Here is a 21,196-nt window from a genome sequence, read left to right as displayed (position 1 = left end):
TTCGGTCAACCCGGAATCGGGGTGGAGTAGAGGTCGTAGCTGGTCCGGGTGGAGAAGCGGAGCTGGACCTCGTGTCTCAGGCGCGTCTCGCACTCCGCGGGGAGGGCGGCGACGCGCGTGCCGAGCCGCCCGCAGATGCGGTGCAGCGCGGCGGCGGCCCAGCAGGGGTCGGCGAGGAACGGGTCGGGGCCGTACCGGGCCTGGTCCCAGACCCCGAGCACGGCGGCTGCGGCGAGCAGCAGCGCGTACCGGTCCATCAGGGCGAACCGGGCGGGCTGGGCGCTGTCCGCCGGTCCGGCCGCCTCCAGCCGGAGCACCCGGCCGCGCACGTCCCGGAACTCCTCGACGAGCAGCCCCGCGAGGGTGCGCAGGGCGCGCTCCACGGGGCCGTGGCCCTCGACGCGCGCGGCGACCGCGAGCAGCGAGGCGCTGAGCGAGTCCCGGCCGCAGGCCAGCGCGAGCCGGTCGGTGCGCAGCGGCGGCAGGTCCCCGTCCAGCCGGAAGAGCCCGGCAGGCGCCTCGTCCTCGACGAACCAGGAGCGCCGGGCGAGCCGGGGCATCTGCGGGATGACGGTGGCCTGGCAGGCGACGGTGCCGGCGTGGCCGAGGCTGAGGACGGGCACGTCCCGGACGTGCTTCTGGAAGATGCCCCGGGTGCCCTCGCGGGTGTAGAACTCCGAGCCCAGGACGATCGACAGGTCGTACATGGTCTCGCCGAGCACGCGGGGCATCAGGTACTTGAGCGCGGCCGAGGTGACGCTCGTCTCGGCGGGCAGCAGATGCAGGGCGCGGGCGGCGACCACGGCGAGCGCGTCGTACAGCAGCAGGCTGACGAAGGCGTTGGTCAGGGCGGCCCCGGTGCGGCTGTTGTCGGTACCCCGGCCCTGCCAGCCGCCGGACTGCTCGCGGTCGATGCGGACGGCGGTGCGCAGGCTGGTGTCCAGGGCGCCGACGGCGGTGGCGGCGATCACGGTCCGGCTGATCTGGAAGGAGCGCAGCGCGGTCTCGATGCCGCTGCCCTCCGGCCCGAGCAGCGCGGTCCCGGGCACCGGGCAGTCGTCGAACTCGACGCCCGCGAACCGGCAGCCGCGCAGCCCGACCGGGGTGCGGCGGGCGGTGACCTTCGCGTGGACGTCGGACAGCTGCTCCGGTTCCAGCAGCAGCACGGAGTGGCTGCGGCTGCCCGGCGCCGGGTCGGTGCGGCAGAACAGGACGAGCGCCCCGGCCCGTTCCAGGTTGTTGACCAGGGGTTTGCCGCCGCTGATCAGATAGCCGCCGGGGGCGCGCCGGGCGGTGACCTGGCTGCGGACGAAGTCGTTGCTGTGCGCCGTCTCGTGCTGGGCGATGGCGGCCCGGCCGCCGCCGCGCAGCAGCCCGGCGAACCAGGCGCGCTGGCGGTCGCCGCCGGTCGCCCAGACGTCGGACGCGGCCATGAAGGTGGTCATGCCGTGCCCGATGGCCAGACCCACGTCGCGGCGCATCACCGGCCGCATGACCCGGACCAGGGTGTCCATCGCGTCGAGCCGGCCGCCGAGCGAGCGCGGCACGTACTCCTCGGCGATGCCGAACTCGTCGAGCAGCGCCTCGCCCGCGGCGAACGGCACCGCGGCCCGGTCGGCTTCCAGGAGTGCGGAGTAGCCGGCCGGGTTGGCCGGGTCGGAGGGGTCGCCGAACAGGTCCTCCAGGGCGGCGACCCGGGCCCGGACGGCGCTCTCGCGCCGCCGCGCGGCCTGCTCGGCGGAGGGCGCGAGCACGCCGGGCGGGGTCGTCACCACCGCCTTCCTCCGTCGGCTCCCTCCGGCCGCAGCAGGTCGCCTCCGAACAGCACGTCCTCGGCGCGGGCCAGCGCCCACACGTCCGGGGTCAGCACCTCGTACTCGCCGCGCACCACACCGTCCAGGAACAGCGTGCGCATGAGGGTGCGCTGGACCTTGCCGCTGCTGGTGCGGCGCACGGCGCCGGGGCGCACCAGCAGGATGTTGCCGGCCGGGATCTCGAATTCCTGGCCGATCAGGGCCTGGATCTTCTGGGCGACGGTGCGCAGTTCGGTGCTGTCGGCGACGCCGCGCACCTCCTGGACGAGCACCAGGTGCTCGCGTCCCGCGTCCACGGAGAACGCGGCTCCGGCGCCGAAGGTGAGGGCGGGGCTGACGGTCCGGGCGGCCCACTCGACGTCCTGCGGGTAGACGTTGCGGCCGTTGATGATGATGACTTCCTTGAGCCGCCCGGTGACGAACAGCTCCCCGTCCACCAGCATCCCGAGGTCGCCGGTCCGCAGGAAGTTGCTCTCCTCGTCGTTGAGGCTGGCGCGGAAGGTGCGCACGGTCTCGGTGGGGCGCCGCCAGTAGCCGCGGGCGACGCTGTAGCCGCGTATCCATATCTCGCCGACCGCGCCGGCCGGCAGTTCGTGGTGGGTGAGCGGGTCCACGATCCGTACGTCCGCGTCCACGGGGACGCCGCAGCCGACGAGCGTGCGCCGCCGTCCGTCCGTGCCGGCCGTCTCGGCCCGGTCCCGTTCCAGCTCCGCCTGGTCGAAGGCGCGGCGGACGTACGGGGTGCCGGGCGCACCGCCGGAGACGACGAGCGTGGCCTCCGCCAGGCCGTAGCAGGGGCGCAGCGCCTCGGGCCGGAAGCCGGCGGGCGCGAACCGCTCCGCGAAGGCGTCCAGGCTCTCGGCGCGCACCGGTTCGGCGCCGTTGAGGGCGAGGCGCCAGCGGGACAGGTCGAGCGCGGCGATCTGCTCGTCCTTGACCCGGTGGACGCACAGGTCGTAGCAGAAGTTGGGGCCGCCGCCCACGGTGACGCCGTACTCGTCGATGGCCTGGAGCCAGCGCAGCGGGCGCTTGACGAAGGAGAGCGGGGTGACCTGGACGCTGTGGCTGCCGAGGTGGATCGGGTGCAGCAGGTGCGCGACCAGGCCCATGTCGTGGAAGTAGGGCAGCCAGCTGCCGAAGACGTCCTCGCGGGTGGTGCCCAGCAGCTTCTGGAGGCTGGCCTGGTTGGCGAGGAGGTTGCGGTGCGAGACGGTCACGCCGCGCGGTTCCGAGACGGAGCCGGAGGTGTACTGGAGGAAGACGAGGTCGTCGGCGCGGGCCGCGACGGGCCGCCATGCCTCCGGGTCGCCGATCTCGGGGACGTCCGTGACCAGACACTCCGCGGTGTTGCGGGTGTTGCGGGCGAGCCAGAGCGCGACCTCGGGGGCGGCGGACGTCTCGGTGAGGACAACGGCGGCGCCGGTGTCCTTGAGCACGGCGGTCGTGCGGTTGAGCCGCTTGTCGCGGCCGGCCTCGCCGGGCAGCGGTACGGGGACGGCGACGGCTCCCGCGTACAGGCAGCCCGCGAAGCCCTTGAGGAACTCGACGGTGGAGGAGTAGGCGAGCAGCACGGGCTGTTCGGTCACGCCGTAGCTCTGGAGGCAGGCGGCAATGCGTCTCGCCTCCCGGTCCAGCTCTCCGTAGGTGAGGTGTTCGGCCACCGGACCGTCCGCGGTGTCGCGGAGAAACACGTGCACGTCCTGGCCGGCGAGTTCGGCGGTCCGGGCGCGGAGCAGTTCGGTGAAGGTGGCGAAGCGTGACTCTGACATCCGCGGCATCCCCTCGCGTCTGCGGGCCCGTGGATGTGCGGCCCTCGTTCCCGCCGATCCTCCGCAACGGGCCTTGCGGCTCGCTTGCGCGCCCCGGCGTGCGCTCCGGGTTCAGGGGGCGACAGGGGTGCACCGAGGGAGGGGGTACGGGTGACGCTCGCCGCATGGACACTCACACCGAACCCGCAGAGGCGACGCGGACGGCGATCGTCTTCCCCGGCATGCAGCCGACGGCCTTCTCCGAGGTCTCCCGGTTCATGCTGGTCAACCCGTACGCGCGCGAGCTGTACGCGCGCGCCGACGAGGCCCTGGGCTACCGGCTGGCCGACCGCTACCAGCGGACCGAGGGCGACTACTCGCTCTACGGGCAGATCTCCTTCGTGGTGAACTGCCTGGCGCTGGCCCGCTGGGCGGGCGAGCGGCTGGAGATCGAGCCGTCGCATGTGACCGGGCCGAGCTTCGGCGCCCGTGCCGCCGCCGTGTACTCCGGGGTGCTCGACTTCGCCGACGCCGTGACGATGACGGCCCGGCTGGCCGAGACGATGGAGGACTACTTCGCCCGCGAGCACCCGGCCCTGGTCACCCAGTCGATCGCGCGGGTGCCGCGGGAGGGCGTGGAGGAGCTGCGCCGGGAGCTGGAGGAGCGCGGCGAGTGGAGCGACATCGCCTGCGTGGTGGACCGGGACTTCACGATGCTGACCGTCCACGAATCGGTCCTGGACTGGCTCCAGCGCCGTATCCGCTCGCTCGGCGGGATGGCGCTGTACACGATGAAGCCGCCGATGCACTCGTATCTCTTCGACGGGCTGCGCGACCGGGTGGACGAGGAGATCTTCGCGGACCTGACCTGGTCGGACCCCCGGTTGCCGGTGGTCGCCGACCAGGACGGCCGGACGGTGACGACGGGCGCGGGCGTGCGCGGCATGCTGCTGGACGGGTTCGTGCGCACGGTGTGCTGGCCGGACGTGGTGGACGCGCTGCGGGCGGCGCGCGTGGACCGGCTGTGCGTGTCCGGGGCGGACGGGCTGTTCACCCGGGTCGCCTGCACCACCCGGAACTTCGAGGTCGTGCCGGTGACCCCCCGGTCGGCGATGCAGCCGCTGCGGCGCCGGATGCCGGCCGCGGCCTGAGGCCGTACGGACGCGGAAGGGGCCGGTGCCCGCGAGAGCACCGGCCCCTTCCCCGTGTTCCGGGTTACTCGCCGTCCACCGTGAAGGCGTAGAACGTGCCCTCGGTGCTGCTGCCGGTGGTGCCGGCGCCGGCGGCGAACCGGGCGTAGCCGTTGCCCCAGTACACCGTGCCGTCCACGACCGCCGGGCCGGCGTTGGAGGAGTACGGGGCGGCGAACTCCCACAGGTACGCGCCGGTGGCGGCGTCGAACGCGTACATGTGGCCGCTGGTGGAGCCGCCGAAGACGACACCGTTCGCGGCGGTCAGGGCGCCCCAGGCGAAGCCGTCGGTCCGGTCCGCGACCTGCCAGATGATCTTGCCGGTCTGCGGGTCGAGCGCGGCGAAGGAGCTGCGGTTGGTGGTCGAGCCGTCCGCCAGCTGGTAGTCCAGCTTGTTGAAGTTGGCCTCGGCCAGGTAGATCCGCTCGCCGTCGTACGCGGTGCCCCACTCGATGCCGCCGACGTGTCCGCCGGGGCCGGCCGCCGCGCTCCAGACGACCTCGCCGGTGGCGGCGTCCATCAGCCAGTACTCGCCGCTCTTCTCGCCCGCGCCGATGACCTTGCGGGGCCGGCCGTCCGCGCCCTTGATGGTGAACAGGTGGGCGCCGTCACCGAAGTCGTAGTCGTAGCCGGGGTTCGGGGGGCAGTTGTTCGGCGGGAGCCCCGGCAGGCAGCCGGTGTTCCAGGCGTCGAACCGCTTGGCGCCGGTGTGCCACTTGATCCGGCCCGTGTACATGTCCAGGGCCATGACCGTGTCGACGTAGTTGTCCTCCTGGTAGCACTCGGCGGGCGTGCCGCCGGCCGTCTGGCAGTCGGACACCTCCTTCGGGACGGTGTAGTTGTTGCCGGTGGTGAAGTACACCGTGTGGGTCGAGGGGTCCAGCGCCGGGGTTCCCCACACGGCGACACCGCTGTAGCCGCCGGTCCTGCCGCCGTTGTCCGGGGTGGTGTACTGCCGCCACAGCACCTTGCCGGTCTTCGCCGAGATGGCGTTCACGCTGCCGCGGAAGGTGCAGCAGGGGTACGTGGGGTCGTAGGCGCCCTCCGACTCGCGCGAGGAGACGCCCTGGTAGATGATCCCGTCGTGGACGACCGGCGACTGGGTCAGCACGGCCTTGTACTGCGTGTCGATCTCGCGGGTCCAGATCTTGGCGCCGGTCTGGGCGTCGACCGTGATGAGCACGGCCTTCGTCCAGTCGGCTATGTAGACCCTGCCGTTGACGACGGTCGGGCTGGACCGGGAGACGGAGGCCGCGTCCCCGGTGTACTCGGAGATCTTGTGCGACCAGATCGGCGCGCCCGTCTTCGCGTTGATCTTGTGCAGATAGCCGCCCCAGTCCGGGAAGTAGACGGCGCCGTCGACGACGGCCGGCGTCGCCGACACGTCGCCGTGGGTGGCGTAGGTCCACTTGGCCTTCAGCCGGCTCGCGTTGTCCTTGGTGATCTTGTACTCGCCCGTTGCGGAGCGGCTGTTGGCCAGGTCGTGGCCGCCGGTCGTCCACTGGGCCTGCGGGCCGCACGCGTCGGCCGGGGCGACGGCGAGGGTGGTCGCCATGGCCACGGCGGCGAACAGGGTGAGCCTGCGGGCGGTCTTCCGGGGCGACCGGGGTCTTGTGAACATGACTGACTGTCCTTCCGAGGACGGTGGTGACGAGGTGCCTGTACTGCGGGTGGTGCGTGTGGGGTCCGTGGTGGGGGCCGGGACGGCCCCGGACCTGGCGCCGGTACGGGTCAGGCGGCGCGCCCTGGGGGCGGGGCCGCCCCGGACCGGCCGCCGGTACGGGTCAGGCGGCGCGTGACGGCGCGGGTGCCGTCTCCGGCGCCTTCGCGGTGCCGAGCCGCTCCGCCGCGAGCGCGGTCAGCGCCAGCCGGTCGGTCTTCTTGTTGGTGTTGAGCGGGAACGCGTCCAGCCGGTGGTAGTGGCGCGGGATCAGCTGCGGCGGCAGGACGGCCGCCAGATCGCGGTGGAAGTCCCGGGGGGCGCGCCGCTCGCCGAGGTAGAACGCGACCAGCTCGGTGCTGTTGGCCACCGGTACGCCGACCACGACCGCGCCCGTGACCGGCGACGCCGCCCGCAGCGCGTGCTCCACCTCGGCCAGCTCGACCCGGTAGCCCTGCACCTGCACCTGGGAGTCCATCCGGCCCAGGTAGACCAACTGCCCGTCCGCGAGCCGCCGGACCCGGTCCCCCGTGCGGTACCAGCGCAGTCCGTCCCGCTCCAGGTACTTGCCGCGCCCGTCCTCCGGGTCGAGGTAGCCGGCCGACAGCTGCGGCCCGGCGAGCCAGAGTTCGCCCTCGTCCGCCGCCTCCTCGCCCCGCTCGTCGAGCAGCAGCTCCGCGTGGCCCTCGTGGAGCAGCCCCAGCGGGACGACGCCGTTGACCCCGAGCCGCACCGACTCCTCGGGCGACCAGCGGTGGCGATGCGTCGTGATGGTCGTCTCGGTCGGGCCGTAGACGTTGATCACCGCGGAGCCGGGCGCGGCCCGCTGCCAGGCGTCGGTGTCCTCGAACTGGAGGGCCTCGCCGCCGAAGTACGTCCAGCGCAGCGTCGGCATCGAGCCGGGCAGCAGCCGGCCGGTGCGCCGGGACAGCGAGATGACGCTGGGCGCCGAGAACCAGACGGTGATCCCGTGCTCCGCGACGAAGCCGGGCAAATCGCGGTACGCGTGCGGGGGCACCGACACCAGCGGCGCACCGGCCGCCCAGGCGCACCACAGGTCGGAGACCGCGGAGTCCCAGTTGAGCCCGGCCGCCTGCGAGAAGACGTCGTCGGCGGAGAAGTCGTACCAGGCGTCCATCAGCCCGAAGTAGTGCGCCAGGTTGCCGTGGGTGAGCCGGACCCCCTTGGGGCGCCCGGTGGAGCCCGAGGTGAACAGGATGTACGCGGTGTCGTCGCCCGCCGCGTCCCGGGGCGCGGCGAGCGCGTCCTGTGGCCCGGGGACCGACACCGGCAGCCCGGCGGCCCCGGCCAGGGCCTCGGCGCCGGCCCGGTCCAGGTGCGGGGCGAGCACGGGCAGGCCGCCGAGCGCGGCCCCGGTGCCCCCGGCGAGCAGGGCGGCGCCCTCCTCGTCCACGACCAGCGCGGAGACCTCGGCCGCGCCGAGCATCGAGACGACCTTGCCCGCGGGGAAGTCGGCCGGCACCGGGACGGCCGGGAGGCCCGCGTACAGGCTCGCCAGGATGCCGAGGTAGGCGGTGGTGCCGCGGCCGGTCAGGACGCCGACGGCCCTGGGCGGGCCGCCGGGGGCGGCGAGCAGGGCGCCCGCCCAGGCCAGCGCGGTCGTATGGGCCGTCGTGTAGTCCACGGTGTCCCCGCCCACCCGGACGGCGACCCCGGCCGGGGACTTCTCCAGCCCCCGCAGAAAACGCGCGTGCAGCGCCTTCGACGCCATTGGTTCCATTTCCGCTCCTCATTTCCCGGCACACCGTCGGGAATTTCTCCGGACGCCTTCCGGACATTTTCGGGACGCATTGACAGCCACCGACGGGCGCCCTCATCATTCCCGTATGCCAGAACTCACGAATCACACCTGGGACGAAGCCTTCGAGGCCGTCATCCGTCCGTTCCTGCCCTATCTCGACCCGGGCGAGAAACTGTCCGACGATTCCCGCCTCAAGGAACTCGGGCTGGACTCCATGGGCACGATCGAGCTGCTCGCCGCGCTGGAGAGCGCCTACTCGGTGCGTTTCCTGGACGATGCCCTGAAGCTGGAGAACTTCGCCAGCCCGGACATCCTGTGGAACACACTGATCACCAAAACAGAATCCGCCGCGTGAAAAAGGGAACCCCTGCCCGGCCCGACGAGGACGAAGAATCCGAGTCGGGCCGCTCTCTTTTCCGAAGCAACCGCCGAATCTTTCACAGCAGCGGCTTTGATTACAGCAGCAGCTGGGATTAGAGCAGCCGCTGGAATCCTTCTTCGATCCGGTCCAGGACCGACCGGACATGCGGTACCGCGAGCGGGTCGGCGGCGGCCAGCGCCGTTTCCTGCTGCTCGGCGTTCTCGCCGTAGAGCATGCTCGTCGCGCATTTGAAGCGCAGGGCGCCCGGCTCGTCGCCGAGGAGGTGCCCGGCGAGGACCGCGATGCCCAGGTCCAGCATCCGGCCCGCCAGCGAAGCCGAGTCGGTCACGTCGTGCTTGCCCAGCTCCTCCCGGACCGGTTCGAAGTCCGGGTAGACGTAGAACGCGCCCGTGGGCGGCCGGCAGCGGGCCCCCGCCCCGACGACGATGCGGTGCACCTCGCGCGCCACGGCCCCGTGCAGCCGGGCACTGGCGCGCAGCCGCTCCCGGATCTCCGCGGGCTCGCCGAAGGCGTACTCGGCCACCTCCTGCATCGGCCCCGGCAGCGTGGACCACACCTCGCTGGCCACCGAGGCGACCCCGGCCCGGATCGCCTCGCCCCACGGCCCCAGGGGGAAGCGCGCCGCGCCGATCCGCCAGCCGCCCAGGGCCAGGGACTTGCTGAGCCCGGTGCAGACGACGGTGCGGGCGGGCGCCACCTCGGCGGGGCTGAGGTAGTCGGCGTCCGGGTCGTGCACGACGTCCCGGTAGATCTCGTCCGAGACGATGAGCAGGTTCTCCTCCTCCGCGATCGCGCACAGTTCGCGGATCATCGCGGCGGAGGCGAGGGTGCCGGTCGGGTTGTCCGGCAGCGTCAGGATCATGAGGCGCGGGTCGTACCCCTCGGCGCGGGCGGCCCGGATGCGGTCGCGCAGCAGGGCCGGGTCGGGCACCCCGCCGCACTCCGCGGGGATCGGCACCGCGATCGGCTCCTTGCCGGCCAGCCGGGCCTGCGGCGCGTAGGTGTTCCAGGCGGGCCGGGGCAGCAGCACATCGCCGGGCACGGTGAGGTCGAGGGCCATCAGCAGCGGCTTGCTGCCCGGTGCGACGACGATCTGGTCCGGCCCGGTGGGCAGCCGGCGCCGGCCGAAGTACCCGGCGACGGCCTCCCGTACCCCCGGCGAACCGGCCACCGGCCCGTACGCGTTGCGTCCGGCGCCCGCCGCGAGGCGGTCCACCAGCGGCCCGAAGGCGGGCAGCCGCGACTCGCCGAAGCCGAGGTGGACGATCCGCTCACCGACCGCCTGGCGCTCCGCGACGAGCTGGTTGAGGGCGAGATTGGGCGACATGCTCATGGGATTCATGCCTGGCTCCCCACCCCGGCGGCCGTGGTCCGGCTGCCGAAGAGTTCCGGTTCGCGCGACCACGCCGGTCCGGCGATCGCGCGGGCGATGTCGGCGGGCACCGAGTGGTCCAGGCGCAGTTCGTCCAGCCAGGACGCGTCGGCGTCGTAGTGCGCGAGGAAGGGGCGCCCGACGAGCTTCGGGTCGCGGGCCTGCACCATCCGCAGCTGGAAGAACAGCCCCTCGGCCTTCTCGATGACGCCGTCGACGGCCACCTTGCCGGGGGTCGCGGACATGACGGGCCCGCGTACGGTGCGGGCCAGGCCCGGCAGGGTCGCGTAGGCATCGCGGTAGATCTCCGCCGCCCGCGCGAGCGGCACCCGGAAGTAGTCGTGCGGGCCGGTGTCGCGCTCCACGAACATGTAGTACGGCACGGCGCCGGCGGCGAGTTCGGCCCGCCACATCCGGGCCCACACGGCGGCGTCGTCGTTGACCTTGGCGATCAGCGGGGCCTGGCAGTAGACCAGCGCGCCGGTGGACCGGATGCGGGCGATCGCGCGCCGGGCGAGATCCGTCTCCAGCTCGCGCGGGTGGCTGAAATGCGCCATCACGGCGAGGTTGCGGCCGGTGGCAATGACCTTCTCGAACAGCCGCAGCGCGTCGTCGGCGTCGGGGTCGGTGACGTAGCGCTGCGGCCAGTACGCCACGGACTTCGTGCCGATCCGGATCGTGCGCACGCTCTCCAGCGACAGCAGCGGCTCCAGATGGGTGCGCAGCCGCGCGGTGGACATCACCATCGGGTCGCCGCCGGTGACGAGCACGTCGCCCGCGTCCGGATGCGCCTCCAGGTACGAGATCAGGCCACGCGGGTCGGGCGCGGCGAACCGCAGCTCGCTGTCGCCGACGAACTGCGCCCACCGGAAGCAGTACGTGCAGTACGCGTGGCAGGTCTGGCCCTGGCTCGGGAAGTACAGCACCGTCTCGCGGTACTTGTGCTGGAGTCCGGGGAGTTCGGCGCCGTCACGGGTGGGGACGTTGAGTTCCTTCTGCCCGGAGGGGTGCGGGTTGAGCAGGCCCCGTATCTGCTGCACCAGCGCGCGCAGCGCGACCTTGGCCGCCGGGTCGGCGGAGAGGGCGGCCAGCTCTCGTTCGTTCTGCTCGCTGAGCATCCCCTTCTGCGGGAAGACGAGTTGGAACATCGGATCGTCCGGGATGCGGTCCCAGTCGATCAGCTGCGACAGGACGTACTCGTTCACCCGGAAGGGCAGCACCATCGACACGAGCCGGACGGTCTCCCGAATGTCGGCGGGCAGGCCATGGCGTTCGGCGATCTCATCGAGCTGCCGTGGTCCGTAGGCGCGGAACCGGGCCGCCTCGGCACGATCGGTTGCCAGCAGGGACATGCGGATATTCCTCCAGCCTGATGCCTGGCAGTTCGAGCGTCTGCTCGAACACGATGCGATGCTAGGGACGCGAATCGGCCACCGGACCCCAGAACAGACCCCAGCCGGACCCTTACGAAGGGCGCCCACCCCTGCCCGCCCGGAGGCACGGCGAAGCCGCCCAGGAGGAACGGGGGACGTGTCGCCTGGGCGGCTGCTGAGGACCCCTCGCGGGGTTTCGCGCGGAGCCGGTACGGGAACGGCGCGGCGCCGGCGGCCCCGGGCGAGGGCCCTGGCCGGGCCGCCGGACCGGAGCCGGGCCGGAGGGCGTTACGCGAGCCCCGCGCCGGGCTCCTGCGCCCCCTTCTGCGCCGGGGACGCACCGCTCTCCGCGGACGCCCCGCTCTCCGCCGACTCCGTCGCCTTCGCGTTGTCCTGCTGGACGGACCGCAGTCCGACGAGGGCCACGACGGCCGCCCCGGCCATCACGACCGCCCCGGCCAGGGACGCGGCGTGCACCTCCGTGGTGAAGGCGGCACGGGCCGCGTCCACCAGGTCCCCGCCCGCCTCGCCGGGCAGCCGGGACGCCGCCGCCAGCGCGCCGCCGATGGTCTCGCGGGCCGCGTCCAGCGCGTCGGCCGGCACCCCGGCGGGGTCGTCCAGCGCGGAGCTGTTGCGGTAGGCGGTGGCGCCGATGGAGCCGAGGACGGCGACGCCGAGGGCACCGCCCAGCTCCTGGCAGGTCTGCAGCAGCGCGGACGCGGTCCCGGCGCGCTCGGGCGGCACCTGGCCGACGACGAGTTCGGTGACCAGGGTGAGGACCGGGGTGAGGCCGACCGCGAGGGCGATGATGCCGATCAGGATGACGACGAGCCCGTCCTCGGCCGGGACCTGGGTGAGCATCAGCAGCGCGGCGGTGGCGAGCCCGAAGCCGCTGGCGATGATGACGGCGGGGCGCACGGTCCGTACCAGCACGGTGGCGAGCGGCACGACCGCGCCGACCGCGACGGTGCCGGGGATCGTCCACAGCGCGGACCTGAGGGCGCTCATGCCGAGCACGGACTGCAGGTACTGCGTGGAGAACAGTGAGTACCCGACGAGGGTGAAGCAGGCGAGCATGTTGACGGTCACGGACGCGCCGAAGGCCCGGTTGCGGAACAGCGAGACGTCGATCATCGGATCGGCGCTGGTGCGCTGCCGCCGCAGGAACACCGGAATGATCGCGAGCCCGACGACGATCGCCAGGACGTACGGCACGGTGAACCCGTCCACGGCGATCTTCTTGAAGCCGTAGACGACGGGCAGGATCACGGCCAGCGACAGCACCGCGCTGATCAGGTCGAACTTCCCGGCGGCGGCGTCCTTGAACTCCGGCAGCAGGAACGGCCCCGCGACCAGCAGCAGCACCATCACGGGCACGTTGATCAGGAACACCGACCCCCACCAGAACCCGGCGAGCAGCGCCCCGCTGACCACGGGCCCGAGCGCCGCCCCGGCGGCCATGCCCGTCGACCAGACGGCGATGGCGGTACGCCGCTGGGTCTGCTCCCGGAAGATGTTCCGGATCAGCGCCAGCGTGGAAGGCATCAGCGTCGCACCGCCGAGGCCCTGGAACGCCCGCGCGCTGATCACCATCTCGGGGCTGTTGGCGTACGCGGCGAGCAGCGACCCCGCGCCGAAGACGACGGCCCCCATGAGCAGCAGCCGCCGGCGCCCGATGCGGTCACCGAGCGCCCCCATGGTGAGCAGGACCCCGGCGAGCACGAAGCCGTAGATGTCGATCATCCACAGCTGCTGGCTGCCGGACGGCCGCAGGTCCTCGCTGATGGACGGGATCGCGAAGTAGAGGACGGTCAGGTCCATGGAGACGAGCAGCACGGGCAGGAGCAGAACGCCGAGGGCGATCCATTCCTTCCGGCCCGCTCTGGCCTCCGGTCCGGCAGGTGCGTTCTCGCTCTGGGAGCTGGTCATGGAGACGGTCCAATGCTGGGGGGACGGGACGTACGTATCAGTGAACGGAAGTACCGACGCGTAGGGGCCCTGCGCGCACGGGAACAGGGGTGCATTCAGGGCCCCGGATAGGGGTGGCCGGTGCTTGCGCCCGGGTAGGAAGCGCGCCTGCGACCGTGTGCTGAAATGCAGCGTCTACAGACGGACGAGGCAAGGGGGACGGGCATGGGCGCACGGGGCGCGGCGGGTTCGGCGCTGGTGGTGGCGGCGGTCCTGGCGACGGCGGGCTGCGGCGGTGACGCCTCCGCCGGCGACGGTGACCACGGCAAGGACCGCTCGGCGGCGGCGGTCGAGGCCGCGCGGGCCTACCAACAGGCCGTGTTGGACAAGGACTGGGAAACCGCGTGCAGGGCCATCACCGACCGGCTGCTCAGGAAGATGGACGCCGACACGATCGCCGAGTGCGTCGAGTACATGGACATACCCCGGATCACCGACGTGTCGGACGTGTCGCTGACCACGGGCCGGCCGATCGAGCTCCCGGCGTACGGCGGGCACCCGGCCGGTATCGGCCTACGCGTCTCCTTCGGCCCGGTCGGGCACGGCATGTACAGCCACACCGCCTTCCGCCTCGTGCCCGGCAAACGGAAGACCTGGCTGCTCGACCAGTCGGTCAACCTCGCCGAGGGCACGAGCACCAAGGCGGTACGGGAGGCGCTCACACGCGAGTAGCGCCGACTCGGGACGCACGGCAGCACCCGCGCGTGAGACGCGGCCACGTCAGGCGCGGTGGTACGGCCTCCCGACCAGGCGCATCGCGCGCGCGTTCGGGGTGAAGCCCAGCGATGCGTACAGCGGCCTTCCCGCGTCGCTGGCCGTCAGGGTGAGCAGAGTGCACCCCTGCCCGGCCAGCCAGTCCATGAGCGCCTGAGTGACGGCGCGGCCGTAGCCCCGCCGCCGGAAGCGTGCCTCGGTGGCGACGGTCTGGATCTGCCCGAAGATCCCGGCGTGATCGGGGCCCGGCAGCCCTTGGTGGACCACGCCCATCGCACACGCCGCGAGACCGCCCTCCGGATCGTCGACCACGAACGCGGCGAGCCGGGTGCCGCCCAGGTGATGGCGCAGGTGCTCGGCGAGCCGGTCCTGCCACGGTCCGGTGGTGTCGGCTGCCACCATGTCGGCGTGGATACGGGCCAGTTCCTCGGCGTCGTCCAAAGAGGCCGGGCGTACGTTCACGAGGCAACCTCCGCGAGGCGATCAGCGAGTTCACCGGCCGTCGGCCGGTCGGCTGCCTGGGCTGTCAGGACGGCGGCGAGCACGTGTTGGAACCGTGGCCACGGTCGCGCCTCGGTGAGCGGGATGCCCGCGCTGATGGCCTTCCGCAGCTCGGCGGGGCTCGTGCCCTTCACCGTGATGCCGACGGCCTCGTAGTCCAGCGGCCATCGGCCCGTGGTGCAGGTCCAGAGCACGCCGGCCAGTGCGTAGACATCCGCTGCGGGCGCCGGCTTCACCGGTTGCGGGCCGGTGGCGATCCGCGCGGCGAGCTCCGGGGCGATCAGGTGGGTGATGCCGCCCCTGAACTCGCGCCACGGATCGGTTCCCTCGCGCCACGACCACTCGAAGTCGATCAGCCTCACGCCGGCGGCGGTGTGGATGCCGTGGGCGGGTTGCAGGTCACCGTGCACCCAACCGGCGGCATGGAGGTCGGCGACCGCCCGGCACAGCCCCACTGCTCCGGCAAGAGGGAACGTCCGGTCCTCGCTGCCCTCCCGTACCGGACCGAACAGGCCCCAGGTGGACGGCCCGTCCAGCCACGGCGTGACGTACCAGACGTCGGCACCCGAGCCGCCGGTGACGACGGTGTATTCGGGCAGGGCGTCGAGAGTCGCCGCTTCCCGCGCGGTGCTCTCGGCTCCCTCGGTGCCGTATCCGACCTTGACCGCGGCTCGGCTGAGCGAGCCCTCAGCCTTCCAGACCGCCGTACCGCGCCGTTCGGTGATCCCCGTCAGCGAGACCGGGCCGCAGAGGGCCTCCGCAGCCGCTACCGCCTCTGGGGGACAGGGAGCGAAGCCGCCCATGCCCGTACCGCCTTCCAGTCACAAGGGATGTGCTCGAACACGTCACGGCCGTCGTCATCAGCCCCGGCCAGGCTCTGTGCGAGATCGGGAGTGTCATGCAGGAACTGTGGATCGCGTGACCGGACGGACGCCCGTACCGGAAGGAAGGAGACCGGGGCGGGAGGGATGCTCTGGCCGAACCTGTCGCACTCCCGCGCGCACTGGGCGAACTTGCCGAACATCACCCCCACCGGCCCGTAGAGGTGCTTGAGAGCCCAGTGCGGCCAGGCCATCACCTCACTGTGGTCCGCGTCCGCAGCATCTCCGAGGATGACGATGTTCTCGCACGCGAGAGCGCCGTGGCGACGCCTCATCAGCGGGCGGACCCATTCGGCGGCCTGCACAGCGACATGGAACAACTCGGCTTCCACGGCCTCTCGGCAGGCACCGGGAACGACTTCGTAGACGGTCCACCCGGTCATTCCTCGCGCCATGGACGCTTCGAGGTACGGGCAGTACGCGAACATCGACGCCGCATAGCTTTCAACGTCCACGCACGTCGGTCGCACCGATCTGCCTTCGACGAGGCGGAGCACCCCGGCGGTCGGCCGGGACGCTCCGCCGGTGCACACGGCCATCAAGCGATCACCGATCGCCGTCGCTCGGGGCCGGGGAACAGTTCCACTCCGCGACAACGCGGCCGGTCTCCCGGTAGGCGGAGAGGGCTCCGATGTCGAGGCTGCCGTCGGCGGTGGTGAACCAGACCTCCGGCAGGGGGCCGTACGACTCCTCGTACGCACCCACCCAGGCGATGGGGCCATGCCCGGAAGTTTCAGCATGGATCAGCTCCCGCCCCGCGTGCTCGGTTGTGAAAGCGCGGTGTGCCTGCGGGTCCTGGGCCAGTCGGTGCCACGCGGCGTCGATCGCCGTGCTGAACATCTCCGGGGCCGACTGACCGGCGTCGAATCGGCGAGCTGTGATGGCGAAGAACCTACCCAGTTCCTCCAGTCGCACGCCGGCTTCCGTCACTGTGCTCATGTGCTCCTCCTGCTGGTCGATGACCTCGACCCCACCACCACGTTGCGTGTCGATGCGGGCCGCCTGCGTAATCACGGTCGGGCAGGCGACGGGAAGCAGCAAAGAAATTTCTCGGTATTTCTCAGATCCAGGCTTCGGCTGCTGTCGTGAGCAGCTGCCTGGCTTCGGCGTCATACAGCGCACTCTGCGCCAGCAGGTCGAAGACCTTCCGGTACTGGGCCACTTCTTCGGGCAGCGCCAGCCGCAGCTCGGCACTGACGACCTCGACGATCACCTGATGGTCGTCGAAGACCCAGAAGCCGTGTACGGGCGAGACGGGAAGCCGGGTCCTCATGGGGACGATGCCGAGCCGCACGGCCGGCAGGGTGCTCGCGGAGACCAAGCGGTCGATCTGCGCGCGCATCACCGGGGCAGGCGCCAGCCCGTACAGCAGCGCCGCCTCCGTCAGCAGGATGTGCCAGCGTTTACGGCCGGGCGAGTACAGCACTTCCTGCCGGGCCAGCCGTGCCGCGACGGCGGCGTCCGTGTCGGGCCGGCTTCCGTTCAAGCGGGCGTGCTCGCGGAACCGGGCGGCGGCGTAGTCGGCCGTCTGCAAGAGACCGGGAACCCAGCACGGTTCGAACGCGCGGACGGTCTTGGCGGCGGCTTCCGTCTCCGCCCACGACCGCTGGACCGCTGCGTGGCCCTCCCGTAGCTGCCGACGCCACTCCGCGTACCGGCTGTCCAGATCGCGCAACAGCAGGTGCAGCCCGGCTGCCCCCTCGGGGACGCCGCAGGCGGCCGTCCAGGCTGTTATGTCGTCGGTCGTCGGGGCCTGGCGGCCGAGCTGGATCTTGGAGACCTTGCTCGGTGGCCAGCCCAGACGCTTTGCCAGCGTGCGCCCGTCGACGCCGGCGGCCGTACGGATGGCACGCAGGCGTCCGCCCAGTTCTTCTCGGGCCTCATGGACGCCCTGGCGTGCAGTGCTCAACGCGGCGGATGCTCCTTGACGAACTCCAGGAAGGGCCGGGCGTGGTGGAAAGCCGCGTCGAGCCAGCGGGCGTGCTCCACGACGACCGCGGGGTCGGTGATGATCTCCGCCCCGAGGAGGTGGCCCTCGTCGGTGAAGTGGAGGACTGCGAGGGTGCTGGAGTCGAACAGCCAGAAGTCCCGGTCAGGCAGCACGAGGCGGTGGGCGGTCTCCCGGTCCAGGTACCGAATGTCCTCCCCCGCGGCGATGTTGCTCTCCGCGAGGTGGAGTTCGTACCGCAGATAGTCCGTCAGCTCCGGCGGTACGACGCGGACCCTGCTCACCGTCTTGCCGGCCGCCGTCTGCTCGCGCATGGTGTCGAGCCACGGGGAGAACCAGGCGAGATCGACCTCTTCGCCATCGAGGAACTGCGCGAAGGACTCACGCTCGTTCTCGATGTCGTAGTGCGTACGGGTCTCCAGCCGCCGGGCCGTATGCGCGAAGGCGGTGAACAGCTCGTCGAACGCGGCGCCACTGACGAGTTCGGTGCTGTCCGCCGCGCGCTTCGGCGCGAACCGCTCCAGCAGCTCTCGGGGCACTTCGAGAACATCCTCGTCGTCGGCCATGTCTCGCACGTCTCCGTACGCCTGGTCATCCGGGTCGAGCTTCCAGCCTTGGACGACCACGGTACCCCGGTCGGTCTCGTATACCGACGGGCATCCGCCGCCGCCGCTGGTGCTGCCGATGAACCGTAATCTCATCGCGTTCTCCTCAGAGAAGAAATTTCTCTGAGTTTCTCCCCTGCAACAGGATCCAGGTAGCCCGATTCTCGCCACATGCTCACGCACACGTGGCCGCCCAACCCCAGAGGTCACGTCAGTGTCTGTGGCAAACCGGCAGGAGTCGGAGACGGGCCAGGGGCGTGAGTCGACGCATGGGACACATCCGGGGTCTACGTGCGTTACCGAGAGAGAGTCGCCGCCGGTCCTCGGGGTCCGGCGGCGACTCGCGTCTTCCTGGTACGGCCGAGGAATCGGCCTTCCTACCCCTCCTCCGCCACCAACGCCGCCAGCGCCCGCCGGTCCGTTTTGCCGTTCGGGGTGAGGGGGAGGGAGGGGGTCAGGGCGACCTTGCGGGGGATCATGTAGTCGGGGAGGGTCTTCTTGCAGAAGGCGCTCAGGGCGACCGGCTGGGCGTCGAAGTCGCGGCCCGGGACGACGTACGCGTACAGCTCCGGGTCCTCGCCGGGGCGCGGGCGGACCACGACGGCCGCGGCCTCCACGCCCGGGAACTCCAGGAGACGGCGTTCGATCTCGCCCAGCTCGACGCGGTTGCCGCGCATCTTGACCTGGAGGTCGGAGCGGCCGACGAAGTACAGCTCGCCGCTCTCGCCCCGGTACGCCAGGTCGCTCGACTTGTAGACGAGCTGCCCGGAGCGGGGGTTGAGCGGGTCCGGGACGAGGACGGACCGGGTGGCCTCCGGGTCGTCCCAGTAGCCGGTGAAGAGGGAGGGGCCGCGCAGGTGGATCTCGCCCACCTCGCCCGGCTCCTCGACGGGCCGGCCCTCCTCGTCGATCAGCAGCATCTCGGCGCCCGGGTACGCGAAGCCGATGGACAGCTTGTCGATGTTCTCGGGCAGCGGGTTGGGCACATCGGTGAGGGAGAACGCCATCGCCTCGGTCGGGCCGAAGCAGTTCACCACCCGCACCGGGCCCAGCAGCGTTTGCAGTTGACGCAGTTCGGGAAGCGGGAACGCCTCCCCCGAGAACAGCACCCCGCGGATCTGCCCCGCCAGCGCGGCGAGTCCGGCCGCCTCGTGGCGCAGCACCGGCCGCCAGATGGACGGCACCCCGTCCACCTGCGTGGCCCCCGTGTCGGCGAGGAACCGCAGGAACCTGCGCGGCCAGTGCATGAGTTCACGCGGTACGGGAATGAGCTGCGCGCCCGAGCCGAGGGCGAGGCCGATGTCGAGCAGGGCGAAGTCGAACTGGAGCGGGGACGTCGTCGCGAGCCGGTCCTGCGGCGTGACGACGGAGTGCCGCAGCATGCCACGGTAGAAGGACAGCACGCCCCGGTGGCTCATCACCACACCCTTGGGGCGGCCCGTGGTGCCCGAGGTGAAGATCATGTACGCGGCGTCGGTGGTGACCGCTTCCCGCCGGTACCGGACCCGCGCCGCGGGCGCCCGCTCCACGGTCACCCCGTCCGGTCCGAAGCGGGCCGTGCCGACGGCGTCCGGGATGCCGTCACGGGTGCCCTTCTCCGTCTGGAGGTGCAGCGCCGGCTCCGCCGTGTCGATGATCGACCGCAGCCGGGGGTCCGGCACCTCGGGGCTCACCGGGATGAAGGTGAGCCCGAGCATCGAGCAGGCGAGCAGCGCGGCCACGGCGGCGGCCGAGTTGTCGCTCTCCAGGACGACCCGGTCACCGATGTCGAGCCCCAGGGAGTCCAGGGTCACCGCGTAGTCGTGCGCCCTGCGCTCCAGTTGCCGGTAGCTGAGGACGCGCGGCGTGCCGTCCTCGGCGGCCTCCCAGGCGGCCGGGCTGTCCGGGGCGGTGCGGGCCGCGGCCAGCATGAACTCGTGGATGCGTTCGGCCGGCGCGCCGACCGCCGCCGGGTGCTCCGTGCTCAGGCTCATCGGCCCGCCTCCGCTGCTCGTCCGGATGCCTTGTCCAGGCATGTCACGGGGTGGTGCGTGGTCATGAGGAGATCCGCTCCTTCAGGTCCTTCAGCCAGCCGTCGATGACGGGGGCCGTCGTGTCGACGTGCTGTTCGACGATGGTGAAATGCGTGCCGGGCACGGTCGCCACGGTGTCGGCGCCGTTCCAGTCGGCCTGCCAGCCGCCCTTGCCGACACCGGCCCGCTCGCCCGCCTCGAAGAGGTCCCCGGCCCGGACGAACAGCACCGGCGCCTCGATGTCGGCCTGCGTGAACTGCGGCAGCAGGTCCACGTACCGGCCCATCGCGGAGAGTTCGGCGCTGCTGAACGCGCCGAGGGTGGCCGCCTTGTCGGGGACGGCGGACGCCATCTGGTCGAAGATCGCGTCGTTCGCCGCGCCCATGTAGTACGTGTCCAGCAGGACGAGCCCGGCCGGCCGTACCCCGTGCACCCGCTCCAGGCGGGCGACGACGGCGTGGGCGAGGAGCCCGCCGGACGAGAAGCCGAGCAGGACGAACGGTTCCCCGTCCGCCGTACGCAGCACGGCCTCGGCGAGGACGTCCACGGCCGCGTCGAACGATTCCGGCAGCGCCTCGCCGCGGCCGAAGCCGGGCGTCGGGATGCCGGACACGGGCACGGACAGCCGGGCCGCGAGCCGTGCGTGCTGGTGGACTCCGCCGGCGACGGTGGGGGTGCTGAGGCAGATCAGCCGGGGCACCGGCCCGTCCCCTTCGCCCTTGGCGCGCGCCCCGTACGAGACGGCTTCGGGCAGGGCGTCCAGGTCGGCGGCCGTGGTGAACGAGGGCCGCAGCGCGGCCACCGCCCGCAGCATCGCCAGGCCCGGTTTGATGTTCCCCGCCGTGATCGCGTCCAGGAACAGCCCGTACAGCGTGTCGTCGAGCGGGCTCGCGGCCGGGTCGGGCGCGGCGTCCGCCGCCGCTTCACCCCCTTCGGCGGCCAGCCGGCCGGCGACGAGCCGGGCCAGCTCCAGCGGGTTGCGGCTGTCGAAGACGACCATGGCGGGCAGCGCGAGCCCGCAGGCGGCGTTGAGCCGGTTGCGGAGTTCCACGGCGGTCAGCGAGTCGAACCCGGCCTCCAGGAAGCCCGCTTCGGCGTCCACCGCCGCAGGGTCCGCATGCCCCAGGACCTCGGCGGCATGGCTCAGCACCTCGTCCAGCACGACCCGCGTCCTGGCGGCCTCGTCCAGCCCGCGCACCTTGCGCCCGAGCCCGCCGGCCTCCCGGACGGCGGCTGCCGCCCCGGCCCGCCTGCGCCCGGCCGGGG

18 protein-coding genes are annotated in these 21,196 nt (G+C 72.1%); 3 read left to right on the top strand and 15 right to left on the bottom strand.

Annotation, left to right across the window (positions count from 1 at the left end; all coding sequences use genetic code 11):
- Positions 1 to 5: 5 nt before the first annotated feature.
- Together MHW47_RS08670 and MHW47_RS08665 are read right to left on the bottom strand one after the other, a co-directional pair.
- On the bottom strand, positions 6 to 1,772 hold the full coding sequence (locus MHW47_RS08670) for an acyl-CoA dehydrogenase (RefSeq protein WP_239222053.1): 1,767 nt from the start codon (positions 1,770 to 1,772) through the stop codon (positions 6 to 8).
- Positions 1,769 to 3,583 (bottom strand): fatty acyl-AMP ligase, encoded by a 1,815-nt coding sequence (locus tag MHW47_RS08665; protein WP_239222052.1) that lies wholly within the window; start codon positions 3,581 to 3,583, stop codon positions 1,769 to 1,771. The genes MHW47_RS08670 and MHW47_RS08665 overlap by 4 nt, the downstream gene beginning before the upstream one ends.
- 164 nt (positions 3,584 to 3,747) lie before the next feature.
- Between MHW47_RS08665 and MHW47_RS08660 the strand changes: the two genes are divergently transcribed.
- Positions 3,748 to 4,713 (top strand): ACP S-malonyltransferase, encoded by a 966-nt coding sequence (locus MHW47_RS08660; RefSeq protein ID WP_239222051.1) that lies wholly within the window; start codon positions 3,748 to 3,750, stop codon positions 4,711 to 4,713.
- A 64-nt stretch (positions 4,714 to 4,777) separates the two neighbouring features.
- Here the strand turns inward: MHW47_RS08660 and MHW47_RS08655 are convergent, their stop codons facing one another.
- Both MHW47_RS08655 and MHW47_RS08650 read right to left on the bottom strand, forming a co-directional pair.
- A complete protein-coding gene (locus tag MHW47_RS08655) occupies positions 4,778 to 6,373 on the bottom strand; it encodes a PQQ-binding-like beta-propeller repeat protein (protein WP_239222050.1) in 1,596 nt (531 codons plus the stop codon).
- A 163-nt stretch (positions 6,374 to 6,536) separates the two neighbouring features.
- Positions 6,537 to 8,144, bottom strand: coding sequence for an AMP-binding protein (locus MHW47_RS08650; protein ID WP_239222063.1), 1,608 nt, complete (start codon positions 8,142 to 8,144; stop codon positions 6,537 to 6,539).
- Between the two features lie 115 nt (positions 8,145 to 8,259).
- Between MHW47_RS08650 and MHW47_RS08645 the strand changes: the two genes are divergently transcribed.
- On the top strand, positions 8,260 to 8,529 hold the full coding sequence (locus MHW47_RS08645) for a phosphopantetheine-binding protein (RefSeq protein ID WP_239222049.1): 270 nt from the start codon (positions 8,260 to 8,262) through the stop codon (positions 8,527 to 8,529).
- 118 nt (positions 8,530 to 8,647) lie between these two features.
- On the opposite strand, the gene MHW47_RS08640 is transcribed toward MHW47_RS08645, so the two are convergent.
- The 3 genes from MHW47_RS08640 to MHW47_RS08630 all read right to left on the bottom strand — a co-directional run bounded on the left by MHW47_RS08640 (position 8,648) and on the right by MHW47_RS08630 (position 13,230).
- Complete coding sequence (locus MHW47_RS08640; protein WP_239222048.1) at positions 8,648 to 9,898, bottom strand: pyridoxal phosphate-dependent aminotransferase; 1,251 nt, start codon at positions 9,896 to 9,898, stop codon at positions 8,648 to 8,650.
- Positions 9,895 to 11,280: a KamA family radical SAM protein gene (locus MHW47_RS08635; RefSeq protein WP_239222047.1), complete on the bottom strand. Its 1,386-nt coding sequence runs from the start codon at positions 11,278 to 11,280 to the stop codon at positions 9,895 to 9,897. The genes MHW47_RS08640 and MHW47_RS08635 overlap by 4 nt, the downstream gene beginning before the upstream one ends.
- Positions 11,281 to 11,589: 309 nt before the next feature.
- Entirely contained in the window at positions 11,590 to 13,230 is a 1,641-nt protein-coding gene (locus MHW47_RS08630) for an MFS transporter (protein WP_239222046.1), read from the bottom strand.
- Positions 13,231 to 13,434: 204 nt separating this feature from the next.
- Between MHW47_RS08630 and MHW47_RS08625 the strand changes: the two genes are divergently transcribed.
- Positions 13,435 to 13,941 carry a hypothetical protein gene (locus tag MHW47_RS08625; RefSeq protein ID WP_239222045.1) on the top strand — a complete coding sequence of 169 codons (507 nt, stop codon included), beginning with the start codon at positions 13,435 to 13,437 and terminating at the stop codon, positions 13,939 to 13,941.
- 48 nt (positions 13,942 to 13,989) lie between these two features.
- Here the strand turns inward: MHW47_RS08625 and MHW47_RS08620 are convergent, their stop codons facing one another.
- The 8 genes from MHW47_RS08620 to MHW47_RS08585 all read right to left on the bottom strand — a co-directional run.
- Positions 13,990 to 14,445 (bottom strand): GNAT family N-acetyltransferase, encoded by a 456-nt coding sequence (locus MHW47_RS08620; RefSeq protein WP_239222044.1) that lies wholly within the window; start codon positions 14,443 to 14,445, stop codon positions 13,990 to 13,992.
- Positions 14,442 to 15,287 carry a hypothetical protein gene (locus MHW47_RS08615; protein ID WP_239222043.1) on the bottom strand — a complete coding sequence of 282 codons (846 nt, stop codon included), beginning with the start codon at positions 15,285 to 15,287 and terminating at the stop codon, positions 14,442 to 14,444. The genes MHW47_RS08620 and MHW47_RS08615 overlap by 4 nt, the downstream gene beginning before the upstream one ends.
- Entirely contained in the window at positions 15,251 to 15,820 is a 570-nt protein-coding gene (locus tag MHW47_RS08610) for a DUF6875 domain-containing protein (RefSeq protein WP_239222042.1), read from the bottom strand. The genes MHW47_RS08615 and MHW47_RS08610 overlap by 37 nt, the downstream gene beginning before the upstream one ends.
- 91 nt (positions 15,821 to 15,911) lie before the next feature.
- Positions 15,912 to 16,406 carry a hypothetical protein gene (locus tag MHW47_RS08605; RefSeq protein ID WP_239222041.1) on the bottom strand — a complete coding sequence of 165 codons (495 nt, stop codon included), beginning with the start codon at positions 16,404 to 16,406 and terminating at the stop codon, positions 15,912 to 15,914.
- Between the two features lie 19 nt (positions 16,407 to 16,425).
- Entirely contained in the window at positions 16,426 to 17,274 is an 849-nt protein-coding gene (locus tag MHW47_RS08600; protein WP_239222040.1) for a helix-turn-helix transcriptional regulator, read from the bottom strand.
- Positions 17,271 to 18,014, bottom strand: a complete 744-nt coding sequence (locus MHW47_RS08595; protein WP_239222039.1) for a DUF6879 family protein — start codon at positions 18,012 to 18,014, stop codon at positions 17,271 to 17,273. Before MHW47_RS08595 ends, MHW47_RS08600 begins: the two co-directional genes overlap by 4 nt.
- 281 nt (positions 18,015 to 18,295) lie before the next feature.
- On the bottom strand, positions 18,296 to 19,891 hold the full coding sequence (locus MHW47_RS08590) for an AMP-binding protein (RefSeq protein ID WP_239222038.1): 1,596 nt from the start codon (positions 19,889 to 19,891) through the stop codon (positions 18,296 to 18,298).
- A gap of 61 nt (positions 19,892 to 19,952) precedes the next feature.
- The coding region (locus tag MHW47_RS08585; RefSeq protein ID WP_239222037.1) for an alpha/beta fold hydrolase at positions 19,953 to 21,196 on the bottom strand (1,244 nt) is incomplete at its 5' end.

Source organism: Streptomyces sp. OfavH-34-F, from assembly GCF_022347745.1.
Classification (GTDB): domain Bacteria; phylum Actinomycetota; class Actinomycetes; order Streptomycetales; family Streptomycetaceae; genus Streptomyces.
The sequence above is the reverse complement of the archived record's forward strand: the minus strand, read 5'-3'. Positions and strand labels throughout refer to the sequence as shown.